The following is an 18,447-nucleotide window of genomic DNA, read 5'->3' on the forward strand; positions in this document are numbered from 1 at the left end:
ATATGGCAATTTAGTTGCAAATCATCTGATTGCCAATTTGCTGGCAGCTTTTACCATTTGAGTAAATAGTCTGATTACCAATCTGTTGAGCAGAAACACCGTTGGAGTAGATGGTTTGATTCCCAATTTGCTGGGCAGAAGTGCCGTTTGAATAAATGGTTTGGTTACCTATTTGTTGAGCAGATGTGCCGTTTGAATAATAGGTCTGATTGCCAATCTGTTGTGAGGATGTGCCATTTTGGTAATACCTTTGATTACCAATCTGTTGATAGCTTTGTTGCCCATAAGCGAAGGTAGAAACTAGCAAAGCTATTGCAATAGATGAATTTTTAAGCAGTTTCATGGGTACACCCCTTTTATATTGAACTTCCTTTCTCTTATGATAGTCTGATATTTATGAAAATTATGAAGATATTGGCGATTGCTGGAATACTTATTTCTACGAGTGTTTTTGGACAGGCTGGGCCAGTCAAAATGAGCAAAACAGGTATCTGCCACGCTCCAAATACAACCTATTACAACCAAACAAAGCACTTCACCCAATACCCAACTTTAAAAGACTGCCTAAATGCTGGTGGAAGGATGCCTAAAAAATGAAGAAACTTATATTAATTTCAAGCCTTATATTTACCTCAACTGCCTTTGGTCAAGTTAATACCAAACTACTTAACTGTGTTGGCAAAACCTTCCCATTTACCGTCCAGTTTTCCGGCTCTTATGCAACCGCAACCTTCAAAGGTTACTCATATAAGATGCCTTATGATAGAACATGGGTAGGAAAGAATGGAGACACTTGGTTTGCATATACAAGTTCAGTACTTGAGGTAAGCATTACGCCTTACGATAACTATGTGGTCATGTGGAATTCACCAAGCAAACCCACTGGTGAAATGATTGCCAGCACCTTTTGCCAATAATTTACTCAAACCACAGATACTGTTTCTTGGTAGTTTGGTAGACCCTGTTACAGAAGGCTGCTTTAGATTCACCTTCCTGCCTAAAAAGACCTTCAGATTCACTCCATGTGCAATCCTTCCACCCCATATAGTAGATTTTGGTTGTTTCAGGCTTAAGCTTATTCGTTAGCTTTTGTAGGCGGCTTTTAAGGGTCATTTAGTACCCTCTAAATGGGCTAATTCGAGGTCTGTGAGCCGTCTTTCTATTTCGGTGACCTCGTATGCTTTAAGAATGTGAATGAGCATGTAGACGAGTTTTGTGCCGTTGCTGGGCAATATTTTGTTGCACCTCGTTTCTCGATAGACTTTAGCCATTTCCCTTCTTATATCTTCTGATGTTGCTAGATTGATACGAGGGGTAGGGTCATCAATAACTTCAGTATCTGTATGCATAGCTGGTCAATTTATTGTGCAGAGTGTTGTGCTAGATATGGTTGTGGGAAGGGATTAAAGCCTGCTACAGCCTTTTGCTAAAAACCATGACACGACCAAATCAAGCCAATGCCATTAACTCCTCTAATGCAATACAACGCTGTCGAATCCTGTCTTTAGAAGATAGTTGAGCCAACCTGCGTCTTGATAGGGTGCAATATGTATGTCGCCCTTAACCCAGTCCATCTTTCTATAGGCTTTGTTCAGCTCTCTTAATAGGTCATCCTTATTTAACTGGTCTTTACTACCGATAGCAAAGTGCAGGTGAGGGCGTTTTTCTGTTCCACCTATTTCCATGCAAAAAATGCCATTTAGCTTTGCACGGCCATATCGATATTGACGCTTAAATAAACCTTTGTTTACTAACGAAAGGTAGTGGCGTCCAGTCTGCTCAAATATTTGAGGAGTTATGTAGGTTTGGTAGTGAGGGTGGCGTTTTTTTAAGTTCATTGTTACTGCCCATTGAAATGGCCCTTGCCGCTGAAGAAAATTAACCCAATCCATAGCCGTTGAATTCATTAGTTAAGTCCATTCATCCATTGGTGAACTTCTTCAACTCTCCACGCTGTCATATTCGCACCGAGCTTTATTGGCTTGGGAAATGTACCTGCTTTTACCTTTCGCCAGAGCGTAGGTGCTGAAAATCCAAGAATACCCAAAAGCCGTTTTTGGCGAATAAATCCTTGATTTGAATCCACCTGAAATCTCCTGTTATTAAATGAGATTTCATTTGACATGGGACTAATTAAATTGTGAATTTAGTCCCAAGTTATTTTTGAATCTGTAGAAAATTTCTATGCTCTGCTTTGACTAATTCATTCCACTCATCATCTGATTTGCGGATATTTTTTACATATTTATAGGCGAATTCATCAGGTTTTTTCTTATAGATTTTCCTAAACTGGTCCTCGCTCTTTAAGATAAAGGTATTCCATAATGGCTCTTTCCCTAGCTCATGGATAGCTGCCTTGAGGGTTAATCCTCTAGCTCTTCTTGCATCTACTTCAACTTTAATCATCGCACCAAGTAAGCTGTTCCATTGCTGTTTCACACCTCTTTGGTGCTTACTTTTTAAAGTTTTGTGATATTTCTCAACTACACAAAATAGTAGCTCCCCAAGAGATGCTGTGCCAAACTCTATTACTAATTTTGAAAGAACATATTCTTCATATTCCTTTTGTTCCTGTATTTTTCTTCTGATTACATCCTTATTTCCACGGACATAGTCAGCTTGGGTGGGGGCTTCAGGTTTCTTAATCATGCTAATTTAGCCTTATTGATTAGCACTACATTCATGTCATTTGTCGTGACAGATACAAAAGGCCTATTCATGAAATTTGCCCAATCTTGCATAATGGCTCTGCGTCTCTCTAATCCGTCACTTCGTTGATAAGCCTTGTAAACGGAATCGCCAACCTCATGCATTAGACTTAATTCACCTAATTCTTGGCTGTAGTTTGTTTTTTCTAGTCGCCAAGTGCTAAAAGTTGACCTGAATCCATGCGGTACAGCTTTATCTGCAAATTCTTTATTTTTGTACATTTCACGCATCAATTTGCTGATAGTGCTATCGCTTAACTTTTTAAGGCCTGCTGATGGAAATACTAAATCAGTACCGTTGAAAGTTGGCATGCTTTTAAGTAGGGCAATAGCTTGTGTTAAAAGTGGAACTGTATGGTCACGCTTCTTGGTTTTAGTAAATATTTTAGGAACGGTCCAAACTTGTGCCTCAAAGTCTATTTGTTTCCATGTCGCTGACCGCACAGAATCAGAGCGTACTGAAGTCAAAATCAAAAACTCTAATGCTTTTGCACTGATTGAATTGTGTTTTCTTAATGCATTTAAAAACTCATAGAGTTTTGCATAGGGCAACGAATCCATATGCTCAACATCTTTTAACTTTTTAGGTGACTGGTATATCGAATCTAGAAAGCCATCCCAAATTGCTGGGTTTGCCTTTTCTCTATAGCCGCTAACAATGGCGTAATCAATAATTGATTTAATTCGACCTTGCACTCGTGATGCAGTTACTGTTTTAGATTTCCAAATTGGGTCTAGCACTGATTTAATATGAGCAATGCCAATATCTCCAACTAGCATTGAACCAATATGAGGATATGCATAAGTTTTTAATGTCGCTTCCCATTGTTTTCCGTGCTTTACATTACTAAAGGTGCGTGTTGCTAAAAACATTTTTGAGCAATCCTCAAAAGTCTTTGCCTTTGCTCGGTCTGCGATTAGGTTGCTTTTGATGGTTTTTTTGGCTTGAATGGGGTCAATTCCATTGCCGATTTCTGAATTTATCTGCCTTGCCTTTTCTATTGCTTGGGCTAGAGATACTGTTGGGTAGCCCCCCAAACCTATTTTTCTTCTCCCACCACCATAGGACACCCTAAATACCCAGCTTTTTGTTTCTGCCTTTGTAATGCTTAAGCATAGGCCTTTAACAGTACCCACAGCGTGAGAGCCAACCTTATTCAATCTTTTCACCTCTAGGGCTGAAAGTGGTTTTGCTATTTTTGGCATTTTGTACCAATCTTGTACCATAAAATTATGTAATTAGATGATACGGAATGATACGAAGTTAGTCAAAGACCTTAATAAATATATAGTTAAGATGGCAATTCATGAGTTTGGATGACATGGCTTGAAATATATATATGGCGGTTCTCGTCTCCGCCATATTATTAGGCAAAACAAGTGTTTGTAGAGATGCAATCTACTTGTTACCAAAAGTGTTACCAAAGCCATCCCTCGGGGTGGCTTTTTCGTTATTGGGTCAGGTGAGATCAAAAAGGGATATTGGCTTATTTTTGCTGCTTCGACTCTTCTATACTCTATAAAGAGTATCTCTTTCATTTGTTAAAAAGAAGCCCATTATGAAAATGTTTAAAAGCTATTTCACCGCATTTCTCTTTTTAACTTCAGCTCAAGTATTTGCCGATACTGCTACGGTGTATTTCAATGGCGATATCCTCACTATGGAGAGCGATAAACCTCAGTATGTTGAGGCAATTGTTATTAAGGACAAAAAAATTGCTTTTACTGGCAGCATGCGAGATGCTTTAACTCAGGCCGGCACCAATCCAGCGCTTCAGGATTTAAAAGGCAAAACTTTATTGCCCGGGTTTATAGATGGCTGGGGCCACTTTACTTTGATTGCCCAAAATACCCTGAGTGTCAATCTTGGTTATTTCTCAGATAAACCTCCTCATACAACTCAAGAGCTAATAGGCCGCTTGAAAACAGAGGCTCGACCATTTAATGGTTGGGTCATTGGCTCAGAGTATGCGGACGCTTTTCTGACTGATGGTCCTTTGACGATTGCGCAGTTAGACGAAGCATTTCCTAATCAGCCAGTATTTATCAATAATATTTCTACGCTAACTGGAATTGTTAACACGGCGGGCTTAAATAAGCTGGGTATTACTAAAGCTACTAAAGTTACGCAAGGAATGATTCCTGTTGATCCGAAAACCGGAAAACTCACCGGTGAATTGATTGGCAACCCAAATTTAGATGCAACAGCAAAAGTATTTGGTAAATATTCTCGCGACTTAATGATGGAAACTTATCGCAAGGCTGAAAAGATTTATGTATCCAATGGGTTTACTACAGCCCAAAGCTATGAAAGCACTATTCAAGATATCAGTAATATGCGCCAGGCAATAGATCGCAATGTGGTTAGCTTAGATCTGATAGCTTTGCCTACCTATGATGTAGTTGACCAGCTACTGATTACTAATCCAAAGTATCCATTTGGGATCTATACCAAGGGTGATGGAGGCTTTAAGGTTGCCGGAATATTGGTTTCAACGGATGGCGCACCGCAATTACGTTTGGCTTATTTCACTAAGCCTTATATTGACACCACAGGGTTCCCAAAGGATTGGCGCGGAATGGCTGTTGCCTCCCAGGATCTAGTGGATCGTTATGCAAAGTTAGCCTACGCAAAAAATATCCAATATTTCGGTTACTCAAATGGCGATGCTGGTATTGATATGACGCTTTCTGGGGTTGCAAAGGCAGTTCAAGAAACAGGGATTACGGAAGACCGTAGGACAGTTATTTCTCATTCATTTTTTATTCGTGATGATCAGATAGACCAATATAAGACTAATAAAATACTTGCCCAATTTATGCCTAACCACATCTGGATGTATGGCGATGTGTATAAGCAAATTCTAGGGGATGGAAGGGCTAGCAATATGGTGCCTCTAAATTTGGCCCAATCAAAAGGTCTTCAGTTCGGAATTCATAATGACACTCCATCCTCTGGCCCAAGCGCGCTATTTACGGTTTGGACTGCTGTAAATCGCAAGACGTACGGAGGGGATATCTTGGGCTCTGATCAACGAATCGATCCATACACAGCTCTGCGTAGCTTCACTTCAGTACCTGCTTATATGTATAAGGAAGAGGCAAATAAAGGCAGCATCACTCCTGGTAAGTTTGCCGATCTAGTGGTGCTCGATCGTAATCCATTGAAGGTAGACCCAATGGAAATTAAAGATATTCAAATCATGAAAACCATTAAGGACGGCAAGGTACTTTATGTTCGGCCATAGGTGACCCATGAGGTTCTTCCAGCTGTAAAAAAGGGGCTTACAGCCCCTTTGTTGATTTTAGATTCATCGATCGATCAATTAAATCCATTTACCGCCTGCATGTAACCTTGGATATATTGTGGCGGCACATAGAGTTCAGTCTTCATGCCATTCCTGGCGGATAGGGTGATGATGAAACCCTTCTTCATTTTGTCTTTGAGGAATGCTTCAGTCAATTGAATGGAAACGACTTCTCTAAAGATGCAGCCTCGATCGCCACAAGCACCAGCTTCTCTGCCAACTACTTTAAATGTTGTCGCAGGAGTGCCTTCCTGAGTTGCTGAATCGTAGTAGCGCCATTGAGCAAAATAGGTCAGTTGTGCGTTGAGCTCATAAGTCTTTGCACCTTGCTTAGTTTGCTCGGCTCTGAGGCTAAACATCTCATAAGTATTGGCTTCATCCATCGTATTGATAGGAGGGCCTTGATAGGTTTTTCCACCAGTTGCTGCATTAGGCGTAATGATGGTCGAGTGATAGACATCATTGATTTCCCAGCCACTAATTTTTTTATCATTCTGGTTGCAAGCAACTAGGCCGCTGATGGCTACTAATAGAAGAACTCGATAGATGATGCGGTGCATATAAAACTCCCTAAGAATCATCAAATCATACTATCCCTTGGGTTAGGGCTCTAAATCTCAGGTTTAGACGTATTTCCCGGTAAGCCCACCATCAACTACTAGTTCTGTGCCCGTAATGTAGGCAGCGGCATCGGAGACTAAAAAGGCGCAAGCATGGGCGATATCCCAGGCTGAACCTGAGTGACCCATCGGGACTTGGCGATCACGGGCAGCACGAGCTTCATCCAAGCCATTTTCAGAGAACATCTTTGCAACCGTATTGGCAATGCGAGGTGTATCGATTAATCCTGGTACTACAGTATTGGCACGTATGCCTTTATCCGCATATTGCTGGGCAATCATCCGAATAAATTGCGTATTGGCAGCCTTCGTCACGCTATAGGCTAGGTGAGGGTAGCCTAAGTAACGCATGCCCGCTACTGAAGAGATAGCAATAATATTGCCGGTACCGCGCGCCACCATTTCGGGTAAGACTTCTTGTGCTGCCAATAATAGGCTGCGCACATTTACCTTGTGAATGCGATCAAAGTCTTCAGCGCTAGTTTCCATTGGCCCACCAACTTTGCCAATCCCCACGTTGTGATGCAAAACATCAATGGGGCCAAACTGTATGCGAGCTTCACTAAAGAGTCTTTTAACTTCGTCTTCTTCAGAAACATCCCCAACAAAAGTGGCTGCAACACCACCTTCTTCCAAAATGAGCCTGGTGGTTTCTTCTGCGGAGACTTGGTCGCGATCGATCACACAGACTTTAGCGCCTAATCGGGCATAGGTCACACAAGAAGCTCGACCAATACTCCAACCGGGACCGGCCGATCCTCCGCCAGAAACAAAAATCACGCGATTAGTGAGATCAGTCGGTAAACCAGGAGGATACTTCCGTTCCATTTATTGACTCAGCCCAACCGTCATGCCGCCGCACACATAAATTGTCTGACCTGTAGTGAAGCCTGCGCGCTGATCTAGCAGCGAAGCAACGATATGTGCCACTTCCTCTGGTTGACCAATGCGACCTAGTGGAACACTATCTAAGATACGTTGTGTAGCTGGTGCACCAGGAGGATTGGCACTCTGAAAGAGTTCTGTAGCAATGGGGCCAGGCCCAATAGCATTAACCGTGATGCCATCGCTAGCGAGCTCTAAGGCCAAGGTGCGAGTTAAGCCTAGTAAGCCAGCTTTAGTAGTGGCATATACGATACGCTCTTCTTTGCCCAAGGCAGCGCGACTAGCAATATTGACGATACGTCCAAAATGAGCCGCTTTCATGCCGGGAAGGACAGCTTGCACGCAAATAATGGCCGCTGCAACATTCACGTTCATTACAGCCTGAAGATCGGCAATAGTAGTCTTTTCAATCGTTGCAGGGCGAACAATGCCTGCATTATTCACTAGGCGAGTAATTGAAAATGTCGAAGTCGCCTCCGCTAATGCGGCACGCAAAGTTTTTTCATTAGAGACATCTACTTCAAAAAAACTTTCATGTTCAGTTGCTTTGGCAGGAGACTCTTTATCAAAGTTGATGACATGCATACCATCAGCGATCAGTCTTTCTAAGATAGCCCGCCCAATGCCACGGCTAGCGCCAGTAACTAATACGGTTTCTCTAGTAGTTTTGATTTCAGAGCTCATGATTCACTTTTAGCCAATCTTATTGGCGCCATCCACAAACGGAATGGCATGTTCAATGGTGTCCCAAATAAAGCGACCGGATGGACTCTGTTGCTCTTCAACAATATGGGCTACTAAGCCAGCTGAGCGCGAGATCACGGCAAAGCCACGCATCACTGCAGTAGGAATACCGATTTCTCCAAGAAGGGCGGCAACAGCACCAGTAGCATTAATAGTAATGGGGCGGCCAGCAACTTCATCCACCGCCTTAGATAAAGTCTCAAGCGCGCGAATATGATCGCCTTTCAGTTCTTTCTCTGCGCGGCCCATTTCTAAGAGTTTGTAGGCTCTTGGATCTACCGGCTTATGCAAGTGGTGCCCAAAGCCAGGAACAGCGCCTTTAATGCTCTTGTAATGCTGCGCAATCGTAAGTGCTTCTGCATATTGATCTTTGGCAGCAATAATTCGGTCTAGCAAAGCTGAGCAGTTCTCCATCGTGCCAATAAAGGAGCTACCGACAGCGAGTAAGCCAGCTGATACGGCTCCTTGGAGGTTTTCTGGAGCGCTCATATAGATTAAGCGTGTAGCGATCGCGCTCGGCGTTAATCCATGCTCCATTAAAACAATGAGCACAACATCCGTAATGCGAATATCAACACCGCGAGGCTCTCTACCAAGAATTTGCATCAACATGACCTCAGTAAATGTCTTCTTGCCCATTAAGTCCTCCACTAAATCCGCATCACGGTAATGCAGGCTAGTGAGGGTGTGTGTACACAGGCTGGTAACGGGGGTCTTTTTGGTAGTCATAGTCTATGAATATTAAATATTGTCTAAGTAGGCGCTTGAAGTTTTTGAATGACGGCACTCTTGAGTAACTTGCCGACGTTAGAGCGAGGCAAGCTTTCATAAAAGTGAACGTGTTTTGGAGTTTGTACTGGACCTAGGAGGTTTCGTACAAAGGCAATAAGTTCCGCTTCATCAGCTTGCTTGCCTGGGTGTAATTGCACTGCAGCTTGAACAGTTTCACCCCATTTTTCATCGGGTAGACCGAATACAAGACATTCATGAACAGCGGGGTGCTGACTTAAGGCATTTTCAACATCAACTGGATAGACATTAAAGCCACCAGTAATCACGATGTCCTTGAGGCGATCCTTGAGATAGAGAAAGCCACGCTCATCAATCAACCCGCGGTCACCAGTGTGAAGCCAGCCATCAATAATCGTTTCAGCTGTTTTTTCAGGCATACGCCAATAGCCATTCATGAGCAGATCGCCGCGGGCAACCACTTCACCGATTTCACCAGTGGGCAATAGCTCTCCTTCGGGAGACATGATGGCCACGTCACTAAACCAAGTAGGTCTGCCAACCGCTGCCCAGTTATTATGATCTTCAAAATCCTCCGGGCGCATGACCGTTAGAATTTGTGGCGCTTCGGTTTGACCATATGTAGTGCCCAATACTGGACCAAAGAAGTCCCGTACCTTGCGTACTTGTTCTGGCGGCATTGGAGCACCGCCATAAATGAGTCTACGCAGTTTTGGATAATCATCTCTAGATGCATTAGGCAATGCCATCAACATGTATACAAGGGTTGGCGGCATGAAGCAAACAGTGCCGCGACGCTCACGAAAAGCAGTTCTCACCACTTCAGCGCCAGCGCCATCCAAAATGACATGACATCCACCTTGTGCCAAGATTGGAACGATATAAGTGGATGTGCCATGCGTAATTGGGGCTGCTACAACATAGCGCTCGTGCTCATCAAATCCCCAGACCTGAATTTGATTGCTGATATTAGCCATCCAAGCGCGATAAGGCTGCATTACACCCTTAGGGGCTCCAGTGGTGCCGCCAGTAAATTTAATCGCCTGAATTGCATCAAGGGGTAACTCAAAAGAAGGTTGTGGCGCATCCTCATGTAGATGAATTAATTCAGCCATGCTGCGGGCAGATACATCCGAATCAGTACCGGTATAAATCCAAGCGCCTGGCGCACCTTTGAGAAGCTCTTGATTAGCGGCATCTAAGATCACAATAGAAGGCTCGGTGACTTTGATAATGCGTTGAATCTCAGGATGTGTACTCTTGGGATTGAGTGGAATCCATACCTTGCCACAAGCCAAAATAGCTAGCAGGGCAGTGATGTGATCCGCGCTATTGCCTGCACAAATAGCAACGCGACTCTGCAGTGTTGGATCTAATGCAGTCAGACCAGCTGCCAGCGCTTTTACACGATGCGCTAAGGCTGCATAGTGAATAGGCCCTTGCGGTGTATCAATAGCAATACGATCAGGCCAGCGCTGTGCAGCCCGCCAAAAAAAATCAATTGGAAACATAAATAATTATTCAGCCTTTGCGCCAGAAGCTTTAACTACATCACGCCAGCGTTTGACTTCCGCAGCCTCAAATGCAACCATCTTTTCTGGGGTGCCAGGTTCAGGCGTTGCTGCTAACTCTTGCATACGCTGACGCACTTCAGGTGAGTTGAGTGCTTTATTCAGAGCGGCATTTAATTGCGAGATGATCGGTTTTGGAGTTCCGGCTGGCGCAACCAAAGCAAACCATGACTGGACGTCAAAACCTGGATAGCCTGATTCAGCAATAGTAGGTACGTCAGGTAAGAAAGGTGAGCGCTGAGCACTGGTCACTGCAATCGGGCGTAGTTTTCCAGCCTTAATATGCGGTAAGGCCGAAGGGGCGTTATCAAACATTGACTCTACTTGTCCGCCTAGCAAATCTGTTACGGCAGGTGCACTACCTTTGTAGGGGATATGCAGCATTTGGATTTTGGCCTGCATCTTAAACATTTCACCGGAGAGATGAATAGAAGAGCCGCTGCCTGAAGAGGCAAATGTAACGCCATCTTTTGAATCCTTAGCGTAGCGCACATAGTCGGCCACGGTCTTTACAGGAAGACTTGGATTAACAACCAAAATATTTGGAATCTTGGCAATCATGCCTATCGGTTCAAAATCTTTAATGGGGTCATAGCTCAGATTTGGATAGAGCGTAGCGTTGATCGTATTTGCAATTGAGAATGCATAGAGAGTGTAGCCATCAGCGGGAGAGCGAGCCACAATTTCAGCGCCGACGTTGCTATTGGCGCCAGGACGGTTTTCAACCACGATAGATTGGCCAAGCGTGTTACCCATGCTGACGGATACCAAGCGCGTCAGTACATCAGTAGCGCCACCAGCTGAATAGCCAACAACAATCTTAATTGGCTTAGTCGGCCATGCTGGTGATGATTGCGCTAAAGCGCTCAATGAAGTGCTCGCGAGCAAGGTTGCAACAACAGCCAACCAGCCTTTTTTAGACGTGAAATGTAAAGACATAGATCTTCTCCAATGTATAGGGTGCCTTAAGACAATCTTTAGAGGCCCCAATTTTTATTTATTCAGTATTTATAACACCAAAGTTCCCCAAACGCGTTCTTAGCTTCCGAGCCAGCCACTTCATTGCCAGGCTCTTTATTAGGGTATCTCACTAGTTAATTATTAAACTTCACAACTTCACAACTTCAGAAGTTGTGATATAGTACTGGAACTGGGAGATGAAATGAAGAGACAGATACCAAAAACACATCAAGCCTTGGAGTGGGTAGGGAAGGGCATGACTGCTGCTCAAGCAGCCAGAAAGATGCAGATTTCAGAATCCAGTGTGTATGCCGCCCTTAGAAAGACAAAGGCGAAAGAAGTGGGTTGTTGTCCAACATGTGGTCACAAAATAAGGAACTAAGATGAAAAAGACTCTATTAGCAGCTGTATCAATCTCCGTTGCTGCATTTGCGTATGCGAATACATCGCCGTCAGATTCTTCTGAGTTGATTAATCAGCAGTGCAAAATATCTGCTGAAGCGGTATCCACTTTGAAGGGCTTACGTTACGGCAACACTTCAATTCGCAAAGATGTAGCTACTCTAATCAACGCAAGCCTGAAGACCCCAGAGAATCGTGATCTGGCACAAAAGACGCTGAATCTGATGGTGGACGACAAAACCACTGATGTAAGAGGCTTAGAAGGAAAGTACTGCTCTTAAGGAGTTCAGTTTGAATTCATAAGTTGGCACATAACGCTGAATGTCCTGATTGTGGAAATGTGCGGGCATTGTTTAATCAATGTCCGCATTGTGGATCTGAACATTTGCCTATATTGAGCTCGGATACGATTGAGCTCAATATTAAGCAAGACGGTCCATATGTTGAAGAAGCCTTAGATCGGCTTACAGACTACCTTCGTAAATCGTTAGAGGTAGGCATTAAAGCCATCGTATTGATACATGGTTATGGCTCTAGCGGTGAGGGTGGTCGAATCAAATGGGCTATTCACGACGCACTAGAAAATAACCGCTACTCTGACCGTGTAGATGAATATCATTTTGGGGAAGATGTCGCCTACGGGAGCGTGGCCTATCATGCCTTGCTGAAGCGTCGGCCAGGACTAAAGCACTATCTCAAGCGTTTCAAGGAAGGCAATGCCGGCATGACGATTTTATTATTGGGATCTCAGGCTAGAAGTGCTTAGAATAGGGCTATTAGTTGTTTATGCCTTATCCAATAGGGGTACATTGATATGACCGCAAAGAAACTCGACCATTCAGCTTCACATGATGACAAGCAGACCGGAGCTGAAAGCCTCATAGGTGAATTCAAAGCCCTGATGGCTGATGCTGAGGCTTTGATTAAGGCAACGGAAGATCATCCAGGCGCTGCTGTTACATCCATTCGCAATAAAGCATTAGAAACACTTGCTGGTGCCAAAGAGAGCCTTTCAGGTGTTGAGGGCAAGCTGCTTGATAAAGCAAAGGTGGCAGCTGAAGGTGCGGATGATTTTGTTCATCGCAATCCTTGGGAGGCTGTAGGTGTTGCTGCTGGCTTAGGTTTGCTAATTGGTTTATTCATTGGACGTCGTTAAATCTATATGTCTCAAGAAAACCTACTTTCCTCTATCAAAGGCCTTGCTTCCACTGGAGCATCGATTGCTCAAACACGTTTAGAGCTTTTATCGCTGGATGTACAAATCGCTAGAGGAAAATTTATCAGCTTACTGGTGATGATCATTAGCGCTTTATTCTTTTTATTTTTCGGCTTAGTCATGTTGGCATTACTCATTGTGATCTATAGCTGGGAGACCGATCGAATCTTGGCCTTGGGTTTATTGACCGGAACCTTTTTGTCTATAGGCTTCATTCTGGCTTTTCTCATTACCCAGTCATTGCGCAAGATGCCTAGATTGTTTGAGGCGTCCATCACTGAGTTAGCAAAAGATCGTGAAGCTCTTTCAAAATGACTGAGCATTTAAAGGCTTTAGAGCGCCGTCAGCGCGAACTCATGATTCAGGCAAGTCTGGAGCGTGAGGAGTTTGCTGAACATTTTGAGGCTTGGGAGAAGCCGCTCTCCTGGGCTGATAAGGGGCTTGATGCTGTAAATTTCTTGAAGAGCAACCCGTTCTTATGGACAAGCGCATTTGCAGCGCTGGCGCATTACAAGCCTAAGCTCGCAAGCAAGGCCCTAGCTCTAGGTTGGGGCGCTATGAAAATAATGAAGAGCGCTAAAAAACTCGTCTAACTTTTCAATACCGACTGATGGCGAATGCCTGATTGATGTAAGAGCGCACCGCCATTTAAGAAAGTAATTTCTAGCAAGGTAATTGCACCACATACTTCAAATCCAGCGTCACGTATTAATGTATCGGCAGCAACCAAAGTGCCCCCGGTAGCTAGGACGTCATCTAAGAGCAGTACTCTGGCATCTTTGGGTAAAGTCGATTGCTGTATCTCTAATGAATCATTTCCATATTCCAGGCCATAAGCTTGGCGATGGCTAGCTAAGGGAAGTTTGTTGGGCTTTCTGGCTAGCGCCAGGCCCTTGTGTGCATGGTGGGCTAGGGCGGAGCCAAAGATAAAGCCGCGAGATTCAATGCCTAAAATGTGGGTGTAATCAAACTGCCGAGCAATTTCATCAAGTTGGCGGATAGCCTCTCTAAAAGCAGCTGGGTTGGCTAATAGTGGGGAGATGTCCCGAAAGAAAACACCGGGTTTTGGAAAGTCTGAAACTCCGGGTAGATAATCTAATAAATTCATCGCAAGCCAATATGAAAACAGAACTTCTTATTATTACCGCATTAGAGTCCGAGCTCAAGCGCGCATCTTTGCCAAGTGGTGTGGAGATTGTGTATTCAGGGATTGGCAAAATTAATGCCGCCATGACTAGCATCAAAGCGATTCACCAATACTCTCCCAAGAGAATATTGAACTTTGGTACCGCAGGAAAAATTAAGTCTGATCTGGAGGGTTTGCTCGAGATTGGCAAAGTTATTCAACGAGACATGGATGCCGAGCCATTGGCACCTCGCGGCAACACGCCTTTTTGCACAAGACCCCAAGAGTATCTATCTACCGGGCAATTTATCTGCGGCTCAGGCGATAGCTTTGTGACTGCAATTGACCCTTGGTTGAATAGTCAAAATGTCGATGTTGTCGATATGGAGTTATTTGCAATTGCTGCAATTGCACATGAACACCGCATTCCTTGGCAGTCTTTTAAATACATCACTGATGATGCTAATGAGAGCTCTGGTGAGGACTGGCAGGCAAAAGTCCATCATGGTCAAGACCTTTTCCTGGATCGCATCAAGGACTTATTACGTAATCCCATTTAATGGCATCATGATCCTTATGAATTCTTCAATCTAGCCAATATTTCTTGGTTAAAGTATTAGAAGGGGTAATAAATGAGCGTGGTATCGGCATCTGCTAATGAAGTATGGAGTGATAAGCGCTGGCTTTGGTTATTGAGCCCCTCAATACCATTTGCTTTTACGGCTTCAATCTTCGTTTTCTCTTTAACGGGGGAATGGCTCTATTTGCTTTTTGCTCCAGCCATTATTCATATCGCTATCCCAGTTTTAGATTTCACTTTTGGTGAAGACTTTAGTAATCCCCCAGAATCTGCTGTCGAAAGTCTAAACAAAGATTTTTTCTATCGCCTCATGGTTTGGCTTTATGTGCCGTTTCAGTTAATAGGTACAGTCTTTGGAACTTGGCTAGCGGTGACCCAATCATTGGACTGGTACGCCTATATCGCATTAGTATTTACCGTCGGATCTACCAATGGTATTGGTATTGGAACTGCCCATGAGCTTGGACATAAGCAAGAACCTCTAGACCGTTGGCTTTCTAAATTGGCTTTAGCTCCCAGCATGTATGGGCACTTCTTTGTAGAGCATAACCGTGGTCATCACAAGCGGGTAGCAACACCAGAAGATCCTGCTAGTGCTCGTATAGGAGAGGGATTCTGGTCTTTTCTGCTTCGTACAGTGTCAGGAAGTTTGATTTCTGCTTGGGACCTTGAGCGTGAGCGCTTAAGAAGAAAAGGTAAGGGCGTTTGGAGTGTTCATAATGAAAATCTCCAGGCATGGTCACTTAGCATTCTTTTGTACGGTGCATTGATCATCTGGTTGGGCTGGTCTGCTTTAATCTTCCTAGTACTGCAAGGCATCTATGCTGCCTCGATGTTAGAGGTTGTGAACTATGTTGAGCACTATGGGCTATTGCGTCAAAAAGAGAATGGCGAATACGTTCGCTGTGCTCCAGAGCATTCCTGGAATAGTAACCATATAGTAGGTAACATTCTGTTGTATCACCTACAACGCCATTCCGATCACCACGCTCATCCAACAAGGCGCTATCAAGCATTACGTCATTTTAGTGAGGCACCTCAATTGCCAGGTGGCTATGCATCCATGATTACCTTAGCGTATTGCCCGCCACTTTGGTTTGCCTTAATGGATCAGAAAGTAGTGCGTCATTACGCAGGAGATATGGGCAAAATGAATATACAACCCTCAGCAAGACAAAAGCTGATGAAGCGTTGGGAAAATTCATAATGCAGCCTCAGTACTTTGATTACATTGTTGTTGGTGGTGGGTCTGCTGGCAGTGTGATGGCCGGTCGACTCAGTGAGGATGCTGGCACAAGCGTTGCATTGCTTGAAGCAGGCGGTAAGGGTGACAGTTGGGTGGTTAACACCCCTGCAGCCGCAGTTGCTATGCTACCTACATCAATCAACAACTATGCATTCCAGACGGTACCTCAGAAGGGTTTACATGGTCGGCGAGGGTATCAGCCCAGAGGTAAGTGCTTGGGCGGCTCTTCGGCGATTAATGCCATGATTTACACCAGGGGCCATCGCTCTGATTACGATCACTGGGCTTCACTCGGTAATGCAGGCTGGTCATACGATGACCTGTTGCCGTACTTTAAAAAAAGTGAGAGCAACGCTACTTTCAAGAACCCATTCCACGGTAATGACGGCCCCTTATCTGTATCTAATCTACAGTCACATAATCCTTTTCAGCAAATCTATTTAAATGCTGCCAAAGAAACCGGCTTTCCAATTACCGATGACTTCAATGGAGCTGAACAAGAAGGCCTTGGAATTTACCAGGTCACACATAAAAACGGTGAGCGTTGGAGCGCTGCCCGCGGCTACTTAAATCCACACATGGGCAAGCGATCCAATCTGAATGTACAAACTGGTGTCCAGGTTGAGCGTATCTTGTTCGAGGGTAAGCGCGCCATTGGTGTGAGCTATATCCAAGGCGGGAAACAGCGCATTATTCGCGCCAATAAAGAAGTGATTTTATGTGCTGGCGCCTTCCACTCGCCACAATTGCTTATGGTTTCAGGGATTGGCCCTAAGGATCAATTAAGCCAGTTTGGAATACCGCAAATTCATGAGCTGCCAGGGGTTGGTCAAAACTTACAAGACCATCCAGACTTTATCTTTGGATACTCAGCAGATAGTCTTGATCTGATTGGGATATCTTTAGGCGGCACGGTTAAATTGACCAGTGAAATTATTAAGTACATCCGTTCACGCAAAGGGATGATCGCTACTAACTTTGCTGAAGCTGGCGGCTTTCTTAAAACAGATCCCAATCTTGAAGCTCCGGATGTGCAATTGCATTTTGTGGTGAGCCTAGTAGAGGATCATGCCCGTAAGTTGCATATGGCTCATGGCTATTCATGTCACGTTTGCGTACTGAGACCTAAGAGTCGAGGGCAAGTGACATTAGCCAGTGCCAGCATGAAGGATGCGCCATTAATCGATCCTGGCTTTTTAGAGGAAGATGAAGATCTAGAAACACTAGTTAAAGGGTATAAATTAACTAAAAAATTAATGGATGCCCCCACGTTTACGAAGATACGCAAGAAGGATGTATTTACACTCAACGTCAAGACAGATGACGACATACGGAACATCATTCGGGAGAGAGCCGATACCGTCTATCACCCCGTTGGCACCTGCAAAATGGGTAATGATCCAATGTCAGTAGTTGATGCAAACCTAAAAGTTCATGGTATTGAAGGGCTTAGAGTGGTTGATGGATCCATCATGCCGACTCTCATAGGCGGCAATACTAATGCCCCGATTATTGCCATTGCTGAAAAAGCGGTAGACCTTATCAAGGCCGGGCGTTAATCTAACCCCTCAAAATTGGGCGCACGCTTTTCTAAAAAGGAGGTCAAGGCCTCTTTGGCGGCTGGGCCATGGAGTCTATCGATGAAGAGCTTGCCTTCAATCTCAATTTGATTGAGTACAGCATTCTTCAGAGCGCCGTCTTTTAATAGGAATTTAGTTCTAATGACAGAGCCCGAGGATAGGGTGGTGAGTTTCTTAGCGCGTTGCTCTGCATAAGGCAATGCAGATGACTCTGAAATTACTTTATTTACGAATCCAAGTGTCTGAGCATCATCAGCGCTGATGGGTTCTCCGAACAGCAAGATCTCTGAAGCTCTTTGATGACCAACAAGCCTTGGCAGCAACAAGGAGGCTGCGCCCTCCGGAACCAATCCAAGCGAGACAAAAGGAAAGATGAAACGTGCATCCTTTTGGGCGTAAACCAAATCACAATGAAAAAGTAAGGTTGCACCGATGCCGACGGCAACCCCATCAACTGCTGCAATTAAGGGCTTGGTCAGCTGTGCAAGTGCCTTTAATAGATTAATGGGCGGGGCATCTTCATGAGTAATGGGGGATTTCATGAAATCTGCAATGTCATTACCTGCCGAAAAGGCATTACCAGCACCAGATATTAATATCACTTTCACTTCAGAGTTTTGATCGCCCTTAGACAATATCTGCGTAAGCTCCCGATACATTGCATTGGTAAATGCATTCTTTTTTTCAGGGCGGTTGAGCAATATCTTCAGAATGCCGTCTTCAATTTGACAATGGATCATATGGACTAAGT

Annotated in this window: 25 protein-coding genes; 12 read left to right on the top strand and 13 right to left on the bottom strand. The window is 44.2% G+C overall.

From position 1 onward, the window contains the following. Positions 1-10: 10 nt before the first annotated feature. The gene (locus tag ICN20_RS08845; RefSeq protein WP_216239656.1) at positions 11-343 is read right to left on the bottom strand and encodes a hypothetical protein; all 333 of its coding nucleotides are present in this window, start codon (positions 341-343) and stop codon (positions 11-13) included. A gap of 53 nt (positions 344-396) precedes the next feature. Between ICN20_RS08845 and ICN20_RS08850 the strand changes: the two genes are divergently transcribed. Further along, positions 397-597 carry a hypothetical protein gene (locus ICN20_RS08850; RefSeq protein ID WP_216239659.1) on the top strand — a complete coding sequence of 67 codons (201 nt, stop codon included), beginning with the start codon at positions 397-399 and terminating at the stop codon, positions 595-597. Next, on the top strand, positions 594-917 hold the full coding sequence (locus ICN20_RS08855; RefSeq protein ID WP_216239660.1) for a hypothetical protein: 324 nt from the start codon (positions 594-596) through the stop codon (positions 915-917). The genes ICN20_RS08850 and ICN20_RS08855 overlap by 4 nt, the downstream gene beginning before the upstream one ends. 555 nt (positions 918-1,472) lie before the next feature. On the opposite strand, the gene ICN20_RS08860 is transcribed toward ICN20_RS08855, so the two are convergent. The 4 genes from ICN20_RS08860 to ICN20_RS08875 form a co-directional block, all read right to left on the bottom strand. Beyond that, the gene (locus tag ICN20_RS08860) at positions 1,473-1,838 is read right to left on the bottom strand and encodes a hypothetical protein (protein ID WP_216239662.1); all 366 of its coding nucleotides are present in this window, start codon (positions 1,836-1,838) and stop codon (positions 1,473-1,475) included. Positions 1,839-1,906: 68 nt separating this feature from the next. Continuing rightward, the gene (locus tag ICN20_RS08865) at positions 1,907-2,125 is read right to left on the bottom strand and encodes an AlpA family transcriptional regulator (protein ID WP_216239664.1); all 219 of its coding nucleotides are present in this window, start codon (positions 2,123-2,125) and stop codon (positions 1,907-1,909) included. Positions 2,126-2,157: 32 nt separating this feature from the next. Continuing rightward, positions 2,158-2,649, bottom strand: a complete 492-nt coding sequence (locus ICN20_RS08870; protein WP_216239666.1) for a hypothetical protein — start codon at positions 2,647-2,649, stop codon at positions 2,158-2,160. Beyond that, positions 2,646-3,935, bottom strand: coding sequence for a site-specific integrase (locus ICN20_RS08875; RefSeq protein WP_216239668.1), 1,290 nt, complete (start codon positions 3,933-3,935; stop codon positions 2,646-2,648). Before ICN20_RS08875 ends, ICN20_RS08870 begins: the two co-directional genes overlap by 4 nt. 332 nt (positions 3,936-4,267) lie before the next feature. On the opposite strand from ICN20_RS08875, the gene ICN20_RS08880 reads away from it, so the two are divergent. Beyond that, the gene (locus ICN20_RS08880) at positions 4,268-5,956 is read left to right on the top strand and encodes an amidohydrolase (protein WP_216239670.1); all 1,689 of its coding nucleotides are present in this window, start codon (positions 4,268-4,270) and stop codon (positions 5,954-5,956) included. Between the two features lie 74 nt (positions 5,957-6,030). Here the strand turns inward: ICN20_RS08880 and ICN20_RS08885 are convergent, their stop codons facing one another. The 6 genes from ICN20_RS08885 to ICN20_RS08910 form a co-directional block, all read right to left on the bottom strand. Beyond that, entirely contained in the window at positions 6,031-6,576 is a 546-nt protein-coding gene (locus ICN20_RS08885; protein ID WP_216239671.1) for a hypothetical protein, read from the bottom strand. A 63-nt stretch (positions 6,577-6,639) separates the two neighbouring features. Beyond that, positions 6,640-7,464: an SDR family NAD(P)-dependent oxidoreductase gene (locus ICN20_RS08890; protein WP_216239672.1), complete on the bottom strand. Its 825-nt coding sequence runs from the start codon at positions 7,462-7,464 to the stop codon at positions 6,640-6,642. Beyond that, positions 7,465-8,205: an SDR family NAD(P)-dependent oxidoreductase gene (locus tag ICN20_RS08895; RefSeq protein WP_216239673.1), complete on the bottom strand. Its 741-nt coding sequence runs from the start codon at positions 8,203-8,205 to the stop codon at positions 7,465-7,467. Between the two features lie 9 nt (positions 8,206-8,214). Next, positions 8,215-8,994 carry a citryl-CoA lyase gene (locus tag ICN20_RS08900; RefSeq protein ID WP_216239674.1) on the bottom strand — a complete coding sequence of 260 codons (780 nt, stop codon included), beginning with the start codon at positions 8,992-8,994 and terminating at the stop codon, positions 8,215-8,217. A gap of 23 nt (positions 8,995-9,017) precedes the next feature. After that, positions 9,018-10,526, bottom strand: coding sequence for a class I adenylate-forming enzyme family protein (locus ICN20_RS08905; RefSeq protein ID WP_216239675.1), 1,509 nt, complete (start codon positions 10,524-10,526; stop codon positions 9,018-9,020). Between the two features lie 6 nt (positions 10,527-10,532). Further along, positions 10,533-11,525 (bottom strand): tripartite tricarboxylate transporter substrate binding protein, encoded by a 993-nt coding sequence (locus ICN20_RS08910; protein WP_216239676.1) that lies wholly within the window; start codon positions 11,523-11,525, stop codon positions 10,533-10,535. Positions 11,526-11,748: 223 nt separating this feature from the next. Here ICN20_RS08910 and ICN20_RS08915 point away from each other — a divergent pair, with 223 nt between their 5' ends. Genes ICN20_RS08915 through ICN20_RS08940 form a run of 6 tightly spaced genes read left to right on the top strand, consistent with a single transcriptional unit; the run spans position 11,749 to position 13,757 of the window. Further along, the gene (locus tag ICN20_RS08915; RefSeq protein ID WP_216239678.1) at positions 11,749-11,928 is read left to right on the top strand and encodes a hypothetical protein; all 180 of its coding nucleotides are present in this window, start codon (positions 11,749-11,751) and stop codon (positions 11,926-11,928) included. Position 11,929: 1 nt separating this feature from the next. Further along, entirely contained in the window at positions 11,930-12,229 is a 300-nt protein-coding gene (locus tag ICN20_RS08920) for a hypothetical protein (RefSeq protein ID WP_216239680.1), read from the top strand. 23 nt (positions 12,230-12,252) lie between these two features. Further along, positions 12,253-12,714: a Smr/MutS family protein gene (locus ICN20_RS08925; RefSeq protein ID WP_216239682.1), complete on the top strand. Its 462-nt coding sequence runs from the start codon at positions 12,253-12,255 to the stop codon at positions 12,712-12,714. A 48-nt stretch (positions 12,715-12,762) separates the two neighbouring features. After that, the gene (locus ICN20_RS08930; RefSeq protein ID WP_216239684.1) at positions 12,763-13,104 is read left to right on the top strand and encodes a YqjD family protein; all 342 of its coding nucleotides are present in this window, start codon (positions 12,763-12,765) and stop codon (positions 13,102-13,104) included. 6 nt (positions 13,105-13,110) lie between these two features. Next, positions 13,111-13,479: a phage holin family protein gene (locus ICN20_RS08935; RefSeq protein WP_216239687.1), complete on the top strand. Its 369-nt coding sequence runs from the start codon at positions 13,111-13,113 to the stop codon at positions 13,477-13,479. Further along, positions 13,476-13,757: a YqjK-like family protein gene (locus ICN20_RS08940; RefSeq protein ID WP_216239688.1), complete on the top strand. Its 282-nt coding sequence runs from the start codon at positions 13,476-13,478 to the stop codon at positions 13,755-13,757. The genes ICN20_RS08935 and ICN20_RS08940 overlap by 4 nt, the downstream gene beginning before the upstream one ends. On the opposite strand, the gene ICN20_RS08945 is transcribed toward ICN20_RS08940, so the two are convergent. After that, positions 13,754-14,272, bottom strand: a complete 519-nt coding sequence (locus ICN20_RS08945; protein WP_216239691.1) for an adenine phosphoribosyltransferase — start codon at positions 14,270-14,272, stop codon at positions 13,754-13,756. The genes ICN20_RS08940 and ICN20_RS08945 overlap by 4 nt on opposite strands. A gap of 11 nt (positions 14,273-14,283) precedes the next feature. Here ICN20_RS08945 and ICN20_RS08950 point away from each other — a divergent pair, with 11 nt between their 5' ends. The 3 genes from ICN20_RS08950 (at position 14,284) to ICN20_RS08960 (ending at position 17,675) form a co-directional block, all read left to right on the top strand. After that, positions 14,284-14,850: a 5'-methylthioadenosine nucleosidase gene (locus ICN20_RS08950; RefSeq protein ID WP_216239693.1), complete on the top strand. Its 567-nt coding sequence runs from the start codon at positions 14,284-14,286 to the stop codon at positions 14,848-14,850. A 72-nt stretch (positions 14,851-14,922) separates the two neighbouring features. Continuing rightward, positions 14,923-16,077 (top strand): alkane 1-monooxygenase, encoded by a 1,155-nt coding sequence (locus tag ICN20_RS08955; RefSeq protein ID WP_216239694.1) that lies wholly within the window; start codon positions 14,923-14,925, stop codon positions 16,075-16,077. Continuing rightward, the gene (locus ICN20_RS08960; RefSeq protein WP_216239695.1) at positions 16,077-17,675 is read left to right on the top strand and encodes a GMC family oxidoreductase; all 1,599 of its coding nucleotides are present in this window, start codon (positions 16,077-16,079) and stop codon (positions 17,673-17,675) included. The genes ICN20_RS08955 and ICN20_RS08960 overlap by 1 nt, the downstream gene beginning before the upstream one ends. Here ICN20_RS08960 and ICN20_RS08965 read toward each other — a convergent pair. Then, the gene (locus tag ICN20_RS08965) at positions 17,672-18,436 is read right to left on the bottom strand and encodes an enoyl-CoA hydratase (RefSeq protein WP_216239696.1); all 765 of its coding nucleotides are present in this window, start codon (positions 18,434-18,436) and stop codon (positions 17,672-17,674) included. The two genes, ICN20_RS08960 and ICN20_RS08965, sit on opposite strands and share 4 nt — an antisense overlap. Between the last annotated feature and the right edge of the window lie 11 nt (positions 18,437-18,447).

Origin of the sequence: Polynucleobacter sp. JS-Polo-80-F4, from assembly GCF_018881965.1 — a bacterium.
Taxonomy (GTDB): Bacteria; Pseudomonadota; Gammaproteobacteria; order Burkholderiales; family Burkholderiaceae; genus Polynucleobacter.